18 protein-coding genes are annotated in these 19,472 nt (G+C 66.2%); 4 read left to right on the forward strand and 14 right to left on the reverse strand.

The window, feature by feature from the left end; all coding sequences use genetic code 11:
- Positions 1–21 precede the first annotated feature (21 nt).
- Both relB and M622_RS34210 read left to right on the forward strand, forming a co-directional pair.
- The gene (gene relB / locus M622_RS0120465) at positions 22–252 is read left to right on the forward strand and encodes a type II toxin-antitoxin system RelB family antitoxin (RefSeq protein ID WP_031347220.1); all 231 of its coding nucleotides are present in this window, start codon (positions 22–24) and stop codon (positions 250–252) included.
- On the forward strand, positions 236–505 hold the full coding sequence (locus M622_RS34210) for a type II toxin-antitoxin system RelE family toxin (RefSeq protein WP_021250203.1): 270 nt from the start codon (positions 236–238) through the stop codon (positions 503–505). Before relB ends, M622_RS34210 begins: the two co-directional genes overlap by 17 nt.
- 13 nt (positions 506–518) lie before the next feature.
- Here M622_RS34210 and M622_RS34215 read toward each other — a convergent pair whose 3' ends face one another.
- The 11 genes from M622_RS34215 to M622_RS34265 all read right to left on the reverse strand — a co-directional run bounded on the left by M622_RS34215 (position 519) and on the right by M622_RS34265 (position 12,695).
- On the reverse strand, positions 519–1,949 hold the full coding sequence (locus M622_RS34215; protein WP_021250204.1) for a DHA2 family efflux MFS transporter permease subunit: 1,431 nt from the start codon (positions 1,947–1,949) through the stop codon (positions 519–521).
- Between the two features lie 65 nt (positions 1,950–2,014).
- Entirely contained in the window at positions 2,015–3,118 is a 1,104-nt protein-coding gene (locus tag M622_RS34220; protein ID WP_021250205.1) for a dienelactone hydrolase family protein, read from the reverse strand.
- A 55-nt stretch (positions 3,119–3,173) separates the two neighbouring features.
- Positions 3,174–3,974 carry an SDR family NAD(P)-dependent oxidoreductase gene (locus M622_RS34225; RefSeq protein ID WP_021250206.1) on the reverse strand — a complete coding sequence of 267 codons (801 nt, stop codon included), beginning with the start codon at positions 3,972–3,974 and terminating at the stop codon, positions 3,174–3,176.
- A 4-nt stretch (positions 3,975–3,978) separates the two neighbouring features.
- Entirely contained in the window at positions 3,979–5,133 is a 1,155-nt protein-coding gene (locus M622_RS34230; RefSeq protein ID WP_021250207.1) for an acyl-CoA dehydrogenase family protein, read from the reverse strand.
- A 13-nt stretch (positions 5,134–5,146) separates the two neighbouring features.
- Positions 5,147–6,352 carry an acyl-CoA dehydrogenase family protein gene (locus M622_RS34235; RefSeq protein WP_021250208.1) on the reverse strand — a complete coding sequence of 402 codons (1,206 nt, stop codon included), beginning with the start codon at positions 6,350–6,352 and terminating at the stop codon, positions 5,147–5,149.
- Positions 6,353–6,372: 20 nt separating this feature from the next.
- Positions 6,373–7,539 (reverse strand): acyl-CoA dehydrogenase family protein, encoded by a 1,167-nt coding sequence (locus M622_RS34240; protein ID WP_021250209.1) that lies wholly within the window; start codon positions 7,537–7,539, stop codon positions 6,373–6,375.
- 17 nt (positions 7,540–7,556) lie between these two features.
- Entirely contained in the window at positions 7,557–8,735 is a 1,179-nt protein-coding gene (locus tag M622_RS34245) for a lipid-transfer protein (protein WP_021250210.1), read from the reverse strand.
- Positions 8,736–8,753: 18 nt separating this feature from the next.
- On the reverse strand, positions 8,754–9,173 hold the full coding sequence (locus M622_RS34250; protein ID WP_021250211.1) for a MaoC family dehydratase: 420 nt from the start codon (positions 9,171–9,173) through the stop codon (positions 8,754–8,756).
- On the reverse strand, positions 9,145–10,278 hold the full coding sequence (locus tag M622_RS34255) for an acyl-CoA dehydrogenase family protein (protein ID WP_021250212.1): 1,134 nt from the start codon (positions 10,276–10,278) through the stop codon (positions 9,145–9,147). Before M622_RS34255 ends, M622_RS34250 begins: the two co-directional genes overlap by 29 nt.
- A 10-nt stretch (positions 10,279–10,288) precedes the next feature.
- Positions 10,289–11,275 carry an OB-fold domain-containing protein gene (locus M622_RS34260; protein ID WP_021250213.1) on the reverse strand — a complete coding sequence of 329 codons (987 nt, stop codon included), beginning with the start codon at positions 11,273–11,275 and terminating at the stop codon, positions 10,289–10,291.
- 250 nt (positions 11,276–11,525) lie between these two features.
- Positions 11,526–12,695 (reverse strand): helix-turn-helix transcriptional regulator, encoded by a 1,170-nt coding sequence (locus tag M622_RS34265; RefSeq protein WP_021250214.1) that lies wholly within the window; start codon positions 12,693–12,695, stop codon positions 11,526–11,528.
- Between the two features lie 358 nt (positions 12,696–13,053).
- Between M622_RS34265 and M622_RS34270 the strand changes: the two genes are divergently transcribed.
- A complete protein-coding gene (locus M622_RS34270) occupies positions 13,054–14,643 on the forward strand; it encodes an MFS transporter (RefSeq protein ID WP_021250216.1) in 1,590 nt (529 codons plus the stop codon).
- Between the two features lie 129 nt (positions 14,644–14,772).
- Here the strand turns inward: M622_RS34270 and M622_RS34275 are convergent, their stop codons facing one another.
- Positions 14,773–15,591: an SDR family oxidoreductase gene (locus tag M622_RS34275; protein ID WP_021250217.1), complete on the reverse strand. Its 819-nt coding sequence runs from the start codon at positions 15,589–15,591 to the stop codon at positions 14,773–14,775.
- Positions 15,592–15,742: 151 nt separating this feature from the next.
- Between M622_RS34275 and M622_RS34280 the strand changes: the two genes are divergently transcribed.
- Entirely contained in the window at positions 15,743–16,540 is a 798-nt protein-coding gene (locus tag M622_RS34280; protein ID WP_021250218.1) for an enoyl-CoA hydratase, read from the forward strand.
- A 60-nt stretch (positions 16,541–16,600) separates the two neighbouring features.
- On the opposite strand, the gene M622_RS34285 is transcribed toward M622_RS34280, so the two are convergent.
- Positions 16,601–17,827, reverse strand: a complete 1,227-nt coding sequence (locus M622_RS34285) for an NADH:flavin oxidoreductase (RefSeq protein ID WP_031347229.1) — start codon at positions 17,825–17,827, stop codon at positions 16,601–16,603.
- 46 nt (positions 17,828–17,873) lie between these two features.
- Positions 17,874–19,463 carry a FadD3 family acyl-CoA ligase gene (locus M622_RS34290; RefSeq protein ID WP_021250220.1) on the reverse strand — a complete coding sequence of 530 codons (1,590 nt, stop codon included), beginning with the start codon at positions 19,461–19,463 and terminating at the stop codon, positions 17,874–17,876.
- Positions 19,464–19,472 lie beyond the last annotated feature (9 nt).

A 19,472-nucleotide genomic window follows, 5' to 3' on the forward strand; every position in this document is an offset into this window, starting at 1 on the left:
TTGAAGATAGGAGTGCTTGCCATGAGTGCTGTCTCCCTGCGTCTCCCTGATGACGTTTCGCAAAGGTTGCAACGGCTGGCTCAGTTGACTGGCCGCAGCAAAACTTTCTACATGATCGAGGCCATCCGCGATCATCTGGACGATCTCGAAGATCTGTATCTTGCCGAGCAGCGCCTGGCCGATATTCAATCGGGTCAGACGCAGACCATCGCGCTCGAAGAACTGATGAAGCTCCATGACATGGAAGATTGAGTTCGACCCCGCAGCAGCGCGCGAACTGGCACAGCTCGACCGCCCCCATGCCAGACGTATTCTGTCTTTCCTGTCAGAGCGCGTCGCACAACTCGACAATCCTCGCAGCATGGGTGAGCCCCTGAAGGGCAGTAAGCTAGGGGAATTCTGGAAGTACCGTGTTGGCGACTACCGCGTGATCAGCCACATTGAGGACAAGGTAATGCGCGTCCTGCTTGTGCGAATCGGCAACCGGCGCGAGGTTTACCGCTAGCCTGCGAGAGCACTTAGCCTGATCGCGGCTTCATCCGCAGCGCCGCGACCAGTGCCAGGCCAAATGCCAGTGCCAGCAGCAGGAAAGCCTGCGAATAGGCCCAGAACAGTCCGGGCGCGGTCGTGCCATGCACGCTGGCGCGCCATTCCACGAACACGGCGACAATCGCCACCCCGATCACGCCGCCGAACTGGCGCGAGTAGTTGCTCACCATCGACGCCTGGCCGAGCAGATCCGGCGCCACGCGCGCCATGGTGGCGACCATCAGCGCCGGGATCGTCAGCCCCAAGCCGAGCCGGCCGACCAGGCTGAAGCCGATCACCTCCGCATAGCTGATCGCGCCACCACGCACTGCAAACAGCACGAAGGACAGGCCGAACAAGGCCAGACCCCAGACCATGATCCAGCGCGGCGAGTAGCGGTCGGTGAGGACGCCGGCGAGCGGAATCACCACTGCCAGCAGCAGCCCCGATGGCAACAGGGCGAGGCCGGCGAGCGTGGCGTCGTAGCCGAGCGCGCTCTGCAGGAAGACCGGGATGAGATAGGTGGACGCGTACAGGCCGAAGCCATAGGCGAGCGTGACCAGGGTGGCCATGCTGAAGCTGCGCTCGGAGAACAGCGCCAGTGACACGATGGGCGCGGCAGCGCGGCGCGAATACAGCACGAAGCCGTAGGCACACAGCCCCACCAGCACGATCAGCAGCAGGGTGCGCGGCGCCAGCAGCCCGAACTGGCGGATGCTGGCGATGAAGTCGATGGCCAGCAGCGAGCCCGCACACAGGATGCCGACACCCAGCCAATCGAAGGCTTGGCGCACCGTGGCTTCGGCGCGCGGCAGCAGATACAGCCCGAGCACCCCCGCCACCAGGCAGAACGGTAGATTCATCAGAAAGATGGACTGCCAGCCAAAGCGGTCGAGCAGCACACCGGCCAGCGCGGGCGCCACCGCGGGCGCGAGCACGATGCCAAAACCCATCATGCCGTGCGCCCGCCCCTGGCTGCCCGCTGGAAACAGCCGCATCACCGCCAGCATGGGCAGGGGCTGCAGGAGCCCGGCCGCCACCCCCTGCAGCACACGCATGGCGACGACGAAGCCAAAGTCTCCCCCGAACATGCCCCCCAGCGCACCACCCAGGCTGGTGATGCCCAGCATCAGGTTGGCGCCGAGAAACAGGCGGCGAAAGCCCACCTGATCCAGCAGCCAGGGGGTGGGCAGCATCGCCACCGTCAGTGCGGCGAGAAAGCCGGTGATCGCCCACTGCACCTGATCCTGGCCAAGGCCAAAGTGCTTGCTCAGCGCAGGCACGGCGACGTTGAACGAAGTGGTCGCCAGCACCGCCGCGATCGTGCCCAGACCCACCACCAGCAGGGCGAGCCATTTGAAACGCTCGCCATGGCGCCGGTTCAGCGCGGCACGGGTCGGGACTTCAGGCAACAAACGCATGGGAGTTAAGGTCGCCAGGGTGAGGAGCCGGCAGTAGCCGGCGATGAATCAGCAGCGACGGGGCCTCACTGGGCGAGCGTGCGCGCGAGAAAGTGCAGCATGTGCTGGTCGGACTGTTCCTTTACCGCATCGTCGCGCCCGACAATGTAGCCCACCTTCAGGCAGCCCTTGAAGAAGTCCCCACTTCCCCAGCGCAGCGCATGGCGTGCCGCGCGCTGCGGGTCGGTGGCGGGCGCGATCATCTGCCGTCCATTTACCGAAGGCAGGCCTTGCGCATCGAACACCATCGTGCACCCGGCGACGTAGGGGAACTGGTTCGGGCCCCGCGGCCGGTCGACCTCCCACGCGTGGCCGGCGGTGGCATACACCACCGTGCCCACCGCCGAACCGGCAGCACGCAGATCGGACTCCACCTTGGCGCAGGCGACCAGATCATTGCTGGCATCCTCACCGCCACGAAGACTCAGCAAGGGCGCGCCGGTGCTGCGCTGGGTGCCGAAATCCTGAAAGCACGGGCCGTAAAAATCGATGTGCGCGGCGAAGGGTGGCAGGTCGGGGGCCAGTTGCTCGCGTACGCGCGCGTCCATCGCCAGCCGCACCGCCATGCCGCCGTAGGAGTAGCCGATCACGCCAATGCGTTGTGCATCGATCGCCGGGTGGCCGGCGAGCGCGCGCAAGGCGCCATAGGCATCGGCGACGATGTCGAACTCGGTGACACCTGAGGTCTTGTCGCGATAGGGCGCCTCGGGTGTGTAACCGCGGGCGCTGTAGTAATCGATCACGATTGCAGCGTAGCCCTGGTCGGCAAATTTTCGACCGTACTCCATCTCACGCCCCGGACTGATGCCGCCGCTGCCCGGCAACAACACCAGCGCCGCGACCGGGTTTGCGGCGCTGGCCGTGGTCGGCAAAAACAACGTGCCCTTGCCGGAGTTGAGCGGCGCCTTCTCGAGCTGAGTCAGCAGCACGTCAAAGTCGAAGGGTGTGCGCGTGTCAAAGCGGATTTCGCCCTGCGTGCTTGCGCTCAGCACTGTGGGCGGCTGGCGCTCGGGCAGGGTGGGTAATGTCGGCGGCTCACTGGGCGCAGTCTGCTGAGCGCTCGCGGGCAGGATGGCACAGCCGAGCACGGCGGCGCACATGAGGGCGAACATGTTGCGGGGACGATTCATGTGCGACTCCGGCAGATTGGCGACGAGGCGACTTGCACGGGTGGCAAGCGCGGGTTCAGCGTGTCGAAGGCAGCCAGGACACGCCGTTGATGTGCGAGCCACCGTCGAGGAAGACGGTGTTGCCGGTCATGTAGGCGCCGCCTGCGCTGCACATGAAGCTGACCATGGCGCCGATGTCCTGCTCGGGATCGCCCATGCGCCCGCTCGGGTTCTGGCGCAGCAGCAGCGCGGCGTTGTCTGGCGAGGCCGTCGCGAAGCGGTCGTAGGCGGGTGTGCGGGCGGCGGGGCAGATGGCGTTGACGGTGATACCGTGCGCCGCCCATTCGCGCGCGGCGCTGCGCGTCAGGCAGCGCAGGGCTTCCTTGCTGACGTTGTAGTCAGCGGAATACATATGCGCATTGACGCCGTTGAGCGAGCACATGTTGATGATGCGGCCAAAACCCTGCGCCTTCATGTGCGGAAAGGCGCGCTGCATCGCCGCCAGCGGGGCATAGAAGCTGCCCTGCAGTGCACGCGCGAAGTGTTCGGCAGGCTTGGTCTCCAGCGCCCCTGGCGGGTTGCCGAGATAGGCGTTGTTGATCAGGATGTGCAGGGCGCCAAAGCGCGCCACGACCTCATCGACCAGGGCCTCGACACTGGCGCTGTCGGCGATGTCGCACTCGATCGCAACTGCGTCACCGCCACGCTGCTGCACCATGGCCGCGGTCTCGGCGGCGGTCTCGGCGTTGATGTCGGCCACCACCACGCGCGCGCCCTGCTGCGCCAGTTGCAGCGCCACGCCGCGGCCTATGCCCTGGCCGGCGCCAGTGACCACCGCGACCTTGCCCTCGAGCAGCGCTGTCGTTGCGGCAGTCATCGACTCAGGCCTCGGCACTGCACTGCTCGCCATAGCGCTGGCAATGGAAATCGCCGTCGCCCAGGCTGGCCTGCAGCACCCGGATACGCTTCAGATAGAGGCCGACGTCGAGCTCGTCGGTCACGCCCATGCCCCCGTGCAGCTGCACCGCTTCGCGGCTGATGCGGTGGGCGGCATCGCCGGCCTTCCACTTCGCCAGGCTGACCAGACGCGCACGCGCGCCGGCGTCGAGCTCGGCATCGTCCATCGCCGCCAGACCCGCCATCACCGCGCTGCGCGCCAGGTGCAGGTGGGTAAAGCACCACGCCGCACGATGCTGCAGCGCCTGGAAGGAGCCGATAGGCACGTCGAACTGCACGCGCGTCTTCAGATAATCCACGGTGGTGTCGAACAAGGCCTGCGTGGCGCCCAGCAGTTCGGCCGCGATGCACGCCCGGCCGCGATCGAGCACCGTATCGAGCACCGCGAAGCCGTCGCCCTCTGCGCCCAGCAAGGCATCGGCGGCAAGCCGCACGTCTTTCAGCACGAGGCAGGCGTGGTTGCGCGAATCGATCGTCTTCATAGTCGTCAGCTGCACGCCAGGCGCGTCGGCGGCGACCAGGAAGAGGCTGATGCCGGCGCGCTCGCCGGCCTTGCCGGCAGTGCGCGCGACGACCACAAAGGCATCGGCGCCGATCCCATCGCTGATGAACAGCTTGCTGCCATTGAGCACGTAGCCCGCACCCTCACGCACTGCGGCGAGCGTGCTGGCCGCAGGATCGTGGCGCGGCTGCTCGTCGACGGCGAGCGCCAGACGCTTGTCACCGCCGATCAGGGCCGGCATCCAGGCCGCCTGCTGCGCGGCACTAGCGGCGAGTTCGATCAGTGAGCCGCCGAGCACGATGCTCGACAACAAGGGCGAGGCCGACAGCTTGCTGCCGATGTGCTCGAACACCGCACCCAGTCCCTTGCAGCCGAATTCCAGCCCACCCAGGGCCTCGGGATAGGGAATGGCGCTCCAGCCCATGTCCACCATTTCGCGCCACAGTGCGCGATCGAAGCCTTCGGCACTACCTTCGTCACGCAGCTTGCGCAGCGCGGCAACCGGGCTCTTCGCCATCAGGAATTCGCTGGCGGTATCGGCCAGCAGGCGCTGCTCTTCGGAATAAACCAGACTCATGGTCGCTGTGTCCTCACTTTGCCTGCTTGCCTTCGGGCAGTTCCAGCACCCGCTTGGCGATCACGTTGAGCTGCACTTCGCTGGACCCGCCGGCGATGGTCTGCGCGAAGCTGCCCAGCCAGGCACGCGCCACGGCCAGTTCCTCGGCTTCGAAGGCGTCGCCTTCCCAGCCCAGGGCACGGTGACCCATGAGGTCGAGCAAGACCTCGAACTTGTCCTTTTCCTGCTCGGAGTGCACCAGCTTCATGATCGACATCACGCCGCTCACGTTCTGGCGCGCACGCATCTCTTCACCCATGCGCTGCGTGGTGAGCTTGTAGGCGTGCTCGTCCATCGCGGTGGCGATGGCGCGCGCGCGCAATCCGGCTTCCGCAAGCGAGCTCGACGCTGCCGGCGGCAGATAGCGCTCAGCCAGCTCAAGCAGATCGAAATGGTTGGGCAGGCTGAATTCGCCGAACTTCGACATCGCCCGACGCTCGTGCTGCAGCAGCGCCTTGGCCAGCGTCCAGCCGCCGTGGAGCGGGCCGATGAGATGGTCCTTGGGCACCTTGACGTTGTCGAAGAACACCTGGCAGAAGGACGACTTGCCACTGATGAGATCGATCGGGCGCGCCTCGATGCCGGGCGAGGCCATGTCCACCACCAGCAGGCTGATGCCTTTTTGCTTGGAGGCGCTGGGGTCGGTGCGCACCAGCATGTACATCCAGTCGGACTTGTCGCCGTAGGAGGTCCAGATCTTGGTGCCGTTGACGAGGAAGTGGTCCCCCGCGTCCACCGCCGAAGCCTTCAGGCTGGCCAGGTCGGAGCCGGCGTTGGGCTCGGAGAAGCCCTGACACCAGCGTATCTCGCCACGCGCCATGGGCGGCAGCAGCGCGCGCTTCTGTTCTTCGGAACCAAACTCGAGCAACACCGGGCCCAGCATCCAGACGCCGAGGTTGATCTGCGGCGGCCGGCAGCGCAGGCGCCGCATCTCGCTCTCCAGCACCGCGTTCTGTTCGGCGCTGAGACCGCCACCGCCGTACTCCACCGGCCAGTCGGGGCAGAACCAGCCCTTGTCGCGCATGCGCTCGAACCACAGGCGCTGGTCCTCGGTCTTGAACTCGACCGTACGCCCGCCCCAGACCAGATCGCCGTCGGGCATGGGGGAACGCATCGACTGCGGACAATTGGCTTCGAGCCAGGCGCGGGTTTCGCGACGAAAGTCTTCGATGGTGCTCATGGTGTGTTCCTGTCGATGAATCAGCGCGAGCGCGGCATGCCGAGACCGAACTGCGCGATCAACTCACGCTGAATCTCGTTGGTGCCGCCGCCGAAGGTGAGCGTGACCGAGGCGCGAACCTCGTATTCGAGCTCGCCCAGCAGCGCCGCAGCGGCCGAACCCTCGCACACCAGACCGCTGGCACCCACCACCTCGAACAGCCTCTTCAGGATCTCCACCGCCGACTCCGAGCCATAGACCTTGGTGGTCGAGGCCAGCGCGACGTCCATCTGACCGCGCTCCAGATCGGCAGCGATGCGGAAGTTGATCAGGCGCATCGCCTCCAGCCGGGCATAGCACTCGGCCAGCAGGCTGCGCACCCAGGGCGCGTCGATCGCGCGCCGACCGTTCTCGTCCTGCGCCTTGGCCCACAGCAGCACGCGACGATAGAGGGCGACGGTCTTGTCCGACCATGAGCCCAGGCCCAGGCGTTCGTGGTTGAGCTGGGCGGTGATGAGCTTCCAGCCGCCGTTGAGCTCGCCCACCAGCATGTCCTTGGGCACCTTGACGTTGTCGTAATAGGTGGCCGCGGTGGGGTTGCTGCAGGTCGGGATGACGGTGTGGGAGAAGCCCTCGGCCTGGGTGTCCAGGATGAGGATGGAGACGCCCTTGTGGCGCGGCAGATTGGGGTCGGTGCGCGCCGCCAGCCAGACGAAGTCGGCGGCCTCGGCACCCGAGGTCCACAGCTTGTTGCCATTGACGACGAAGTGATCACCGTCCAGGCGCGCGCTGGTCTTCAGGGTCGCCAGGTCACTGCCCGCCTCGGGCTCGGAATAACCGATGGCGAACATGATCTCGCCGGCAGCGATGCCGGGCAGGAACTTCTTCTTCTGCAGCTCGGTGCCCGCCTCCATCAGCGCCGGGCCCACCGTGCTGATGGTGACGAAGGGCAGCGGCGCGCCGGCGATGTTGGCCTCCTCGAAGAAGATCAGCTGTTCGGTGGCGGCATAGCCCTGGCCGCCATGTGCCTTGGGCCAGCCCACCGCCAGCCAGCCGTCCGCACCCATCTTGCGGATGGTGTTGCGATACAGATCGCCGCCTTCCTTGCCGCGCAGCGCGCTGCGCAACTCGGGCGTCATCAGGCTCTGGAAATAGTCGCGCACCTTGAGGCGCAGCGCGTGTTGCTCCGGGGTCAGATCAACGAACATCGTCCGCTCTCCTTTGCTCAGGCGACGCCGAGGATGATGCCGCTGGTGGGCACGCCGGTACCGGCGGTCACCAGCACGTTTTCAACATCGGCCACCTGGTTGACTGCGGTACCACGCACCTGCCGCACCGCCTCGGCGACGCCGTTCATGCCGTGGATGTAGGCCTCGCCAAGCTGGCCGCCGTGGGTATTGATCGGCAGCTTGCCGCCACGGGCGTGCTCACCGGAACGGATGAAGTCCTTGGCCTCGCCGCGCTTGCAGAAGCCGAACTCCTCCAGCTGCGGCAGCACGAAGGGGGTGAAGTGGTCGTAGAGCACCGCGGTCTGGAAGGCGTCGGGGCCAAGGCCGGACTGGGCGTAGAGCTCATTGGCCACCACCCCCATCTCGGGCAGGTCGCTGATGCCTTCGCGGTAGAAGGAGGTCATGCTCTGCTGACCTTCGGCGATGCCCTGCGAGCCGGCCTTGATGATCACCGGCTTCTGCTTGAGGTCACGCGCACGCTCGACCGAGGTGATGACCATGGCCACCGCACCGTCGGACTCCTGGCAGCAATCGAGCAGACGCAGCGGCTCGGCGACCCACTTCGAGGCCTGGTGATCCGCCAGCGTGATCGGCTTGCCATAGAAGAAGGCGGCCGGGTTGGTGGCGGCAAAGTCGCGCACGGCAACCGAAACGCGACCGAAGTCCTCGCTGGTGGCGCCGTATTCGTGCATGTAGCGTTGGGCAAACATGCCCACCCAGGCCGCCGGGGTGTGAAAGCCATACGGCATGTACCAGCCGTAGTTCACGTTCTCGAAGATCGGCGTCGAGCCAAAGCCGTAAGTGCCCGAACCGAAGCGGTACCAGGAGCGCTCGTTCATCGCACGGAACACGACCACGGTCTTGGCCACTCCGGTGGCGACCGCCATCGCCGCATGCAGCAGGGGCGCGCACGCGCCACCGCCACCGTGCGGGATCTGCGAGAAGAACTTGACGTTCTTGCAGCCCAGCAGGCGGGCGATCTCGTACTCCGGCACCTTGTCCATGGTATAGGAGGAAAAACCTTCTACTTCGCTCGGGTCGATGCCGGCATCGGCCAGCGCCGACAGGGTGGCTTCCATTGCCAGGCGCAGCTCGGTACGCCCGGAGTTCTTGGAGAACTCGGTCACGCCCAGGCCAGCGATGGCAGCGCGGCCAGAAAGGGACTTATCCGTCATGTTTGTGATCTCCGCGTGTCAGGGCATGACCAGCGTGGCCGAACCGGTCACGTGGCTTCCCATCGAGTTCTTGCCCTTGAGCGCAACTTCAACCGTGCGGCTGGCGGCGTCGGTGCGCACGACCTCACCGCTGAAGGTCATCGTGTCGCCCGGATAATTGGGCGCGCCCAGCTTGATCTTCAGGTCCTTGAAACGCACCGCAGGTCCCGCCCAGTCTTCAACGAAGCGCTGCGCCAGGCCGCTGGTGGTGAGGATGTTCATGAACACGTGCGGCGATCCGAGCTGCTGTGCGGCGTCCTTGTCGTGATGCCCGGGGAAGTAGTCGCGGGTGGCGATCGCTCCCGAGTTGATCAGCAACACGGTGATCGGAATCGCGAGTTCGGGCAGCGCCTCGCCGGGGCGCACGTCGTCAAAGCGCTTGCTGTTCTTCGAGGTCATATTTCCATCCCAGCTTGTCGTTGTTGGCGAGCCAGTCGCCGAGTCGTTCGAGCGTGGCGGCGCTGCCACCGAGGGTGATGCCGAGCGCACGGCTCCAGTACAGGAAGCGGTGGATCGGATAGGTCAGATCGACGCCGATGCCGCCATGCACGTGCTGCGCCTTGTGGCCGACCAGATGGCCACATTCGGCGGCGAGGTACTTGACCGCGAGCGCCTCGGACGGCGAGGGCAGGCCGGCGTCGAGCCGATACACCAGCTGCCACAGGGTCGAGCGCAGCGCCTCGATGGCGATGTGGGCATCGGCCATGCTCATCTGCACCGCCTGGAAGGTGGCGATGGCACGCTCGAACTGGCGACGCTCATTGACGTAGGCCACGGTGCGGCGCACGTGTTCGGTGCTGACGCCGAGCTGCAAGGCCGCCAGCGCGGCAATGGCGCGCTGCTCGAGCCAGGGCAGGGCGGCTTCCGGCAGCACATCGGCCGCAGTCAGCTTGAATGCCTTGAAGCGCACATCGGCCACCCCACCACGGTGGGTGAACACGCCGGCAGTCTTGTCGATGCCGGCAGCGCTCAGATCCACTGCAAGCAGGCGCAACCCGTCGGCGCTCTCGGCCAGCAACAGGGCGTGGCTGGCATCAGCACCCAGGGGCAGGGCACTGACGCTGCCATCGAGCTGCCAGCCCTCGCCTTCGCGGCGCAGCTTCAGGGCAGCGCCCTGGGCGCGCGCCACGGCGTCGAGCGAGACGGTGATGATGTGCTTGCCCTCGGCTGCCGCCGTTGCCAATTCCAGCCCGGCAGCGCCACCGAAGCGCGCCAGCGTTGCCGCGCCGAGTTGATGGCTCCACAAGGGCACGTGCCCCAGGCCACGTCCCTGCGCCTCGAGCACCAGCATGAGGTCGGTCATGCCCAAGCCGCTGCCGCCCGCCTCCTCCGGAATGGCCAGGGCATGCAGGCCGGTTTCAACGCATTTGTCCCACAGCTCGGCCATGAAGGCTTCGTCCGAGGTGTCGAAGGCGCGCAGGCGATCATCGGTGCACAAGTCGGTGAACAGGCTGCCGGCCATCTCGGCGATCGCGCGCTGGTCATCACTGAGTTGAAAGTCCATGCTCGTCTCCTCAGGCCGCCACGGGGCGGAACATCGGCAGGATCAGCTCGCCATCGTCGAAGGACTGGAATTCCACCTGCACGCGCTGGCCGATCTTGATCTGGTCGCGCTTGACCCCGACCAGGCCGGCGATGATGCGCACACCCTCGTCGAGCTCGATGAGACCGACCGGGTTCGGATAATCGAACGGCGGCACTTCGGGGTAGTGCATGACGACAAAGGAATAGACGCTGCCCTTGCCGCTGGCCTGGACCGTGTCCCAGTCGAAGGAGTGGCACTTGATGCACACCGGCGCCGGCGGATGACGCAGGGTGCTGCAGCAGGTGCAGCGCTGGATCATCAGCTTGCCGGCGTTGGCACCTTCCCAGTAGAAGCGGGTGTCATCGCTCATGCCAGGCTTGGGGCGCTTGATCTTGTGCACCGCGGGCGCGCTGTCCTTGTCGTCTGCCTTGGCCGCAGTGGGCACGTTGGCTGCACGGAACTTGAACACGCGGAAGGTGAGCTGACCGACCTTCTCATCGCCTTCAGGCTTTTGCGAGAAGAAGCTCATGATCAGGGTCACGAAAAAACCCGTGCCCAGGGCGGTGGTCTTTTCTTCGCCGATGGCCTCGAGTTTGGTCGTGTAGTAGAGCTTTTCGCCCAGCTTCACGTAGCGCTCGAAGGCAAGGTCGGAGTTCACCGCCACCACCGAGGGCATGCCGTGCGCCTCCATGGTCTTGAGGACTTCGTAGGGATTCTCGTCGGTCGAGCCCGGCGCGTAGTTGTTCGCGTGCAGACCTTCCAGACACCAGGCCTGCAACATCGCCGGGGGGGCGACGATGCCGCCGAATTCGGTCGTGGCGGCGTAGTCGGCGTCGGTGTAGAGCGGGTTGTCTACACCCATCACCTCGCACCACTGCCGGATCATCGGCGCATTGACCTCATCCCAGGCGTAGACGCGACCGTACTCGCGACCCACCTTGGCACGCACTTCGGACATCCATTCCTGTTCAGCCAAGTTCGTCTCCTGCTGTTGTAAGTGGTGCCGTGCTTGCTGCCTGGCACCTGCGGGACCCAGCTGCACACGGGCGACACTCCGCCCATCGCAGCGCTTGAATGCAGTCTAAGAGCAGGTGTGCATACGACACGTCGTCTGAATGGACGATGGACAAGACGGACTTGCGCCGACAGAGGCCAAGCGCCTGCGCGGCCACGAGCGCTGCGGCGGTTATGCGGCCTGGTTCAGGGCTGGCAGCGCCGGGCCGCGCTCAATCCCCCACGCGCAGCGGCGCCACGCTGTTGAGGAGAATGCGAACGAGCTCGGTCTGGCGGCGCACGCCGGTCTTGGAGAAGATCGCACGCAGATGGGCGCGCGCGGTGTTGCGGCGAATGTTGAGCTCCTCCGCCACCTCCTCCAGCGAGGCGCCGTCGGCGAGCTTGAGCGCCAAGGCGGTCTCGGTCGGGGTGAGGTTGAAAAGCTGCCGGATCGCGCCCGCACTGGCCAGGGTGGGGCTGCTCGGGTCGCGCACGTAGAGCACCGCCACCGGCTTGCCGCGATCGCTGGCGTGATCGCCCGGCGGCACCACCTCGGCCACCACGCCCAGGCTGAGCTGACCGGAGGGGCGCGCGATCGACACCGCGTCGACCAGGGCTGGCACCCCCGAAGCGTGATGCGCAAAAGCGCCGCGGATGAGGTTTTGCAGCGCCCGATTGTCGCTGGGGTAAAACGCCTCCAACCCGCCGCTGACGAGCTTGAGCCCGTCCCCGCTCGCCAGCATTTGCGCGGCCATCAGGTTCTGATCGAACACCCGCCCGCGCGCATCGAGCACGATCACACCCACCGACAAGCGCCCGATCGCGCTCGAGAACAGGCCACCGAGCGACTCCTGGCGCTGGCGCTCGTTGTGCATCTGCAAGGCCTGGCGCAGGTGCGGCAGCAACACCTGGCAGCGTGCGCGATCCTGTGCCGAGAACGCGGGCTCCGTCTCCCTGCGCGTGATGCGCAAGGGCAGCCGCCCCGCGCCCGCCGTTGAAATATCCACCAGCATGACGTGAAAGATGTCGTGTGGAACACACCAATGCTGAAAGTAGCTCGAACCGCGCCAGGCGGACACCTCCATCAAGTCAGCGATGGTGTAGACATGATCGGCGAGCAGGTTGGTGACGGGCGTGGCCACCTGGCTCGAGGGCGCGAAGCGCACCACGTCCTCACCCGCGATATTGCCCACCCAGATCAACAGCCCGGCGTCGTCAGCCGTCCCCTCACGCAGGATCAGGGTGAGGAAATTGGCCGCGAACAGGGCCCGCATCTCATGCAGCACCTCAACCCACTTGCGGCTGTCGAGAACGGCAGCATAGAGCAGGCGCAAGATGCGATCGTGATGCGCGAGGTCCATGTCAGCCATCTGAAAAAGGCCCTTGTCGTCATAGACGCTCATCCCGCTCCCCAGCCTGCCAAAGTTTCACTGTGCACACCCCAGGCTTCACCCATCACCACCCTCGCCTCCGATCATCGTGCGCTCCCACAACCGCAGTTTAGTCCCATCAGACGATGTGCCACCCTGGCCCGCAAGGCCAAGATCAACGTGGCATGTGATTTGCACACATACACCCTTGCCGATACCGCCAGGGGAGAGAGCATCGCTCATGCTGGCCTGGAGCACGGCACCATCTTCACCACTGCCGCCGCCCGCCGTTAAAAAAAGCCCTCGCCCGGGCGCTGGCTTTTGCCGCTCGCAGCACCCGCTCGCAGCATCATCAGGCCGCCTCCAGCCCGGCGCGCCGAGGAGTTCATGAATGGAATCATCCACCGCCACGCGCGCACCCTGGGGCGTCTACTCGGCCCTGCTGTTCGGCACCTTCATCACCATCGAGGCCGCGGCCTTTCAGGCCCCGGCGCTGCCCAGCGTCACGCGCCACTTCGGCATCGCAGTCAATATGGCGGCGCTGGTGCTGATCCTGTACTCGCTGGCACTCACCGTGTTCGCGCCCATCATGGGCAGGCTGGGCGACCAGTACGGGCGCAAGAAGGTCATCACCATCGGCATGGTGATATTTTCGGCATCCGAATTTGCCGCCGCCCTGGCACCGAACTTCTGGTTCTTTCTCGGTGCCCGCTTTTTCCAGGGCCTGGGCGCGGCCTGCATCCTGCCCGGTGTGTTTGCCTACGTCACCCACCTGTTCCCGGCGCACAAGCGTGGCACCGCGCTGGGCATCCTGGCGTTCACGATGACCTTCGGCGCGGCCTCGGGCGGCCTGCTCGGCGGCCTGCTCATTGACCGCCTGGGCTGGGAGAGCGTGTACTGGATCAGCGGCGCACTCACCCTGATCGGACTGGTGCCGGTGCGTCTGCTGGTGCCCGAGATCGAACTCGCCAAAACCCGCACGGCGTTCGATTACAAGGGTGCCACGCTGCTGTTCGCGACCATCGCCGCGCTGCTGTCCCTGCCCACCTGGGCGACCAACTTCGGCAAGGAGTCGGTCATCACCTGGGTCATCGTGCTCATCGGCGTGAGCAGCCTGACGCTGCTGTGGCGGCACAGCCGCGGCGTGGCGAATCCGGTGTTCGACGTCAGCATCCTGTCGCGTGGCGACTTCGCCAAGCCCTCGGTCATCTACTGGCTGCACATGATCTTCTCCAGCGGCATCGTGTATTCACTGGCCTTCTTCATCAACACCCGGCCCGGTGGCACGGCGGCGCAGTTCGGCTTCGTCACCCTGTTCCTGTATGGCAGCGGCCTGCTCAGCGCCCCCGTCGCCGGCAAGCTCATCGACCGCATCGACCCACGCCTGGTGTGCATCGTCGCCATGGTGGCCAGCCTGCTCGGCACCGTGCTCTTCCTCAACATCGACGTCAGCACCCCGCTGTGGATGGTGATCGCCGTGGTGTGCGTGATGGGCTTTGGCATCGGCATCAACACCCCATCGATGATGAAGATGGCACTGGCCGCCGTACCGGCCAGCAAGATGGGCGCCGGTAGCGGGCTGTTCAGCATGTTCCGCGACCTCGGCAGCCCGACCGGATCCTCCCTGTCGCTGGCCGTGTTCGGCGCCACGCTGGCCTACCAGACCCAGGCCGTGATCGCACGCCAGACCGAAAGCCTGGGCCTGGACGCGAGCGCACTCGCCACGTTGGCGCGAGCCGCGGGTGGCCGCGTGCGCGAAGTGCCGCAGGAGGTGGCAGATCGACTCAGCGCCAGCGGCCTCAGCGCCGACGCGGTGATGCTGCAAGCGCATAGCGAAGGCCTGAACGCCGCGCTCAGCAATGTTGGTTACCTGTTGCTGGCGCTGATCGTCGGCGCGCTGGTCCTGAGCCTGCGCCTGGTCAAGAGCACGGCGCAAAAGAGCGCGGACAGCCTGGCCACCGACGGCGGCCGCGCGCAATAGGCCATCGGTCCGCGGGCCAACTGTGCGCACTACAGCACAATCAAGAACGGCGGCCCTTGCGCTGAGGGCCGCCGTTCTTTCGGACACTGGCGCTAAACGCGCCGCTTGTGGGCCAGGGCCTGCACGCGCCTAGTCCTGCGTGTTCGCCGCGGCCAGAAAGGCCGGGCGCTCTCCGCCGCCGTGCAGCAGCAGGTTGGTGCCGGCAAAGTAGGCCGCCAGCGGCGAACCGGCATACACACAGGCGTTGGCGATGTCTTCGGGCGTGGCCATGCGGCCAGCGGGAATGGTGGCACCGACCGCGGCGATGCCGGCCTCGTCACCGTAGTGCAGATGGGCCTGCTCGGTCTGCACCAGGCCGGGGCTGACCGCGAGCACGCGCACTTTCGGCCCCCACTCGACCGCGAGCGAGGACGCCAGCGACAGCACCCCGGCCTTGGCCGCGCCATAGGCCGCCGTGCCCGGCGAGGGACGCGAGGCGGCGACGCTGCCGATGAAGATGATGACGCCCCCCTCGGCCTGCTCCTGCATGATGAGGTTGGCCTGCTGGGCGACGTTGAGCGGCGCGATCAGGTTGAGGCGCAGGATGCCTTCGTGAAAGCGCGGCGAGGCCTTGTCGGCAAGCGCGAAGGGTGCGCCGCCGGCATTATTGACCAGCACGTCGAGCCGGCCATGACGCTCGCGAATGGCGGCAAACAAGGCCTGCAGGGATTCGATGTCGCGCACGTCGGCAGCGACAAACTCGGCGGCGGCGCCGTTCACCTCGGGCAAGGCCTCGGGCGCGCTGCGTCCGCACACCACCACTGTCGCCCCTGCGGCAAGAAAACCCTGCGCGATGCCGGCGCCAATACCCTTGGTGCCGCCGGTCACGAGCACGACCTTGCCGCGGTAATCGAGTCCCTGCGCAGGCCCCGTTGCGGGCGCGCTCGCCACCCCAGATTGATTCGTCATCCCTGTCTCCATGACCTGTTTTTTCACCCACCAGTCTAGGCATTGAGGCTTCGCCCTTCTTCGTCTGAACGGACGATGAGTGGCAAGGACCATCACCGAATAATGCACAGCATCTCCACACCCCGTCTGCGCCCGGCGCGACCGCGAACTCATGTCCACACCGAACGCCTCCGCCGACGCCTCGCCGCTGCTGCTCGATCGCCTCGAAGGCGGCGTCGCGCTGCTCACGCTGAATCGCCCTCAGGCCACCAACGCCTTGTCGCTGGAGCTGCAGGCGTTGCTCTCGCAGCGCTTCACCGAACTCGCCGACGACGACAGCGTGCGCTGCATCGTGCTCACCGGCGGCGAGAAGGTGTTCGCCGCCGGTGGCGATATCACCAGCATGGCCGGGGTGGGCGCAATCGAGGTCTTCCAGCGCCACACCGAGCGCGTATGGGGGCCGATCCAGCACTGCCCCAAGCCGGTGATCGCGGCGGTGTGCGGCTATGCCTATGGCGGCGGTTGCGAGCTGGCGATGCTGGCCGACATCATCGTCGCCGGCGAGGGTGCACGCTTTTGCCAGCCCGAAATCCGCATCGGCATCATGCCCGGCATCGGTGGCACCCAGCGCCTGGTACGTGCAGTGGGCAAGGTTAAGGCGATGCGCATGGCGCTCACCGGCAAGCCGATCAGCGCGCATGAGGCCTGGGTCGCCGGTCTGGTGAGCGACCTGGTCGCCGACGATCAGGTGCTGCCGACCGCCATCGAGCTCGCACGCATGGTCGCCGCCATGCCGCCGCTGGCGACCGAACAGATCAAGGAGTGCATCCTGCTCGGCATGGACGCGCCGCTGGAGTCGGCGCTGGCGATGGAGCGCCGCGCCAACGCGCTGCTGTTTGCCTCACACGACCAGAAGGAAGGCATGCAGGCCTTCCTCGAAAAGCGGCCGCCGAAGTTCGAGGGCCGCTGAGCCTGGACACAAAGGGGTCAGCGCGAGCATGTGCTGACGCGCCAAGGCCCGGCGCCTGCTTCAGTCCGCCGCGCGCACCTGGTTGGGCGCGAGCTCATTGGGCAGGTTGAGCACGCACATGGTGCCGGCGGGGTGGTAGATGTAGGGAATGCAGCGGTTGCAGTTGGTACAGCCCGAGGCCTTGAGCTCGCCGCTCCTGAACTTGTTCACCAGTTGCGGATCGTGGATCAGGGGTCGCGCCATCACCACCGCATCGAAGCCGTCGGCCATCGCCTGTTCGGCGTTGGCGAGCGAGCGCGCACCGCCCAGGTAGCCCAGGGGCACATCGACCGCAGCGCGGATCTTGCGCGAATACTCAAGGAAGTACATCTCGCGGAAGGTGACCTCGGGCGTGCGGAACTGGGAGGCCTTCATCATCAGCCCGGTCATGAAGCTGCCCTTGAGCACTTTCTTCATCTCCTCCATGTCCATGTTGCTGCCGAACATGAACCAGCCGGATTCGATGTTGCGTCCACCGGACAGCACCAGCAGATCGGCGCCGGCTTGTTGCAGCATGCGCGCGGTGACGATGGCGTCGTCGGCGGTGGCACCGCCAGGCACGCCGTCAGCGACGTTGATCTTGGCCAGCACCGCCATCTCGCGGCCCACCGCCTCCTTGACCCGGCGCAGCACCTCGGCCGGGAAGCGCGCGCGGTCCTCGGCGCAGCCACCGAATTCATCCCTGCGCTTGTTGGACAGGGGCGAGATGAACTGATTGAGCAGGTAGCCGTGACCCATGTGGATCTCGACCGCGTCGAAACCGGCTTCACGGCACAGCTTCGCGGCATCGACGAACTGCTGCGCGACCAGGTCCATGTCGGCCCGATTCATCGCGCGCTGGAAGAAGTTGCCGCGCATCACGCCAGCCTTGTTGATGCCGCTGCTCGCACTCATGGTGGGGCCGTCCACCTTCACCGAGGTGACGAAGGAGCCGCCGTGGGTGATCTGGTAGGAGATGGCGCCACCTTCGGCATGCACCGCATCGGCCAGCGCCTTGAGGTCGGGGAGGATCTCCGGGCGCATCCACACCTGATTGGGTAGGGTGCGCCCGACCTTGCTCACCGCGCCGTAAGCCACGGTGGTGAGGCCGACGCCGCCGGCCGCCATGGCGCGGTGGTGCTGAACCAGCGCCTTCGTGGGCGCGCCCTTCATCACCATGCCTTCGTTGGCGCCGGCGCGGATGAAGCGGTTGCGCAGCGTGATCGGCCCCAGCTGGAACGGGGCAAAAAGATCCTTGGGTTCGCTCATGAGGGTCTCGGTGGAGTCGGAGGTTAAGCCGGTGCGCTCGGTACGATCACGCAGGAACACGTACCAGGGCTCGCAATTCGATCTTTGCGACCTTGTTCGAGGCATTCACCGGCAGCGCGTCGAAGAAACGCACATAGCGCGGCACCTTGTAGTTGGCCATGCGCTCGCGCGACCAGGCGATGAGGCCGGCCTCGTCCAGTGCGTGACCCGGGCGCAACACCACGCACGCACAGCCGACTTCGCCCATGCGCTCATCGGGCACGCCGATCACCGCCACCTGGGCAATCGCCGGATGCGGGCTGAGCCCGGCTTCGATCTCGGCCGGATAGCAGTTGAAGCCACCGACGATGAACATGTCCTTGAGGCGATCGGTGATGCGCAGATAGCCACGCTCATCGAGCGTGCCCACATCACCCGTGTGCAGCCAGCCGTCGGCGTCTATGGCTTCGGCGGTGGCCTTGGCGTCTTCGAAGTAGCCCTTCATGACGTGGAAGCCACGCAGGCAGATCTCGCCCGCCTCGCCCGCCGCCAGGGGCTGGTTGTCGGCGTCGACGATGCGCACCTCGGTACCGGGGATGGCATGACCGCTGGTCAGCGCCACGGTCTCGGCGTCGTCGTCGGCCTCGCAGATGGTGGCCAGGCCGCCGCACTCGGTCAGCCCGTAGGCGGTGAGCACGACTTCCAGGCCCAGCTCCTTGCGCATGCGCTCGATCAGCACGGGCGGAATCGTCGACGCGCCGGTGACGGCGATGCGCAGGGTGGACAAGTCGGTGGTGGCCAGCTTGGGGTGGGCAAGCATGGTCAGGTAGAGCGTGGGCGGGCCGGGCAGCACGCTGATGCGATCGGCCTCGATGCGCCCGAACACCGCCTCGGCATCGAACACCGGGTGCGGCAGCACGGTGGCGCCAGCGATGAGGCAGGTGACCCAGCCGGCCTTGTAGCCGAAGGTGTGGAAGAAGGGGTTGACGATGAGGTAGCGGTCGCCGGCAGTGATGCCGGTGATCTTGACGTATTCGACGAAGGACTGGATCACCTGGCGGTGAGCGCTCATCACGCCCTTGGGGCGGCCGGTGGTGCCGGAGGTGAACATCAGGTCCGAAGTGTCGTCGGGCTTGACCGCCGCGGCGCGCACGCGCGCCTCGGCTTCGGTGACGCCGGCGCCTGAAGCCAGGAAATCGGCCCAGGAAATATCCGCATGCACGCCGCTGGCGCCAATGGCGACCACCTTCTCCAGGTTTGCCGGGCGGCAGTCGGCCAGCATCGCCGGATAGTCGGTGCCGAGGAAGTCATCAACCACGAACAACACCCGGCTGCCACTGCGCTCGAGGATGTCAGCCGCTTCCAGGCCCTTCATGCGGGTGTTGATCGGCACCATCACCGCGCCAGCACAATGGATGCCCAGTGCGGCAAGCAACCACTCGGCGCGGTTGGGCGCCCAGATGGCGATGCGGTCGCCGGCGGCGATGCCGTGCGCGATCAACGCGCGGCTGACTTCGAAGGCGCGCGCCGGCAGATCAGCGTAATCGACGACGATGTCGCCGTCCTCGACAAAGACACGTCCGGCATGGCGCTGTGCGGCCTCGAGGACGAGAGCGGGCAGGGTGCGGGCGAGGGGCGGGACGAACTGTTCGGTCATGTTGGCTCC

The organism is Thauera terpenica 58Eu (assembly GCF_000443165.1).
In the GTDB taxonomy this organism is placed as follows: domain Bacteria; phylum Pseudomonadota; class Gammaproteobacteria; order Burkholderiales; family Rhodocyclaceae; genus Thauera; species Thauera terpenica.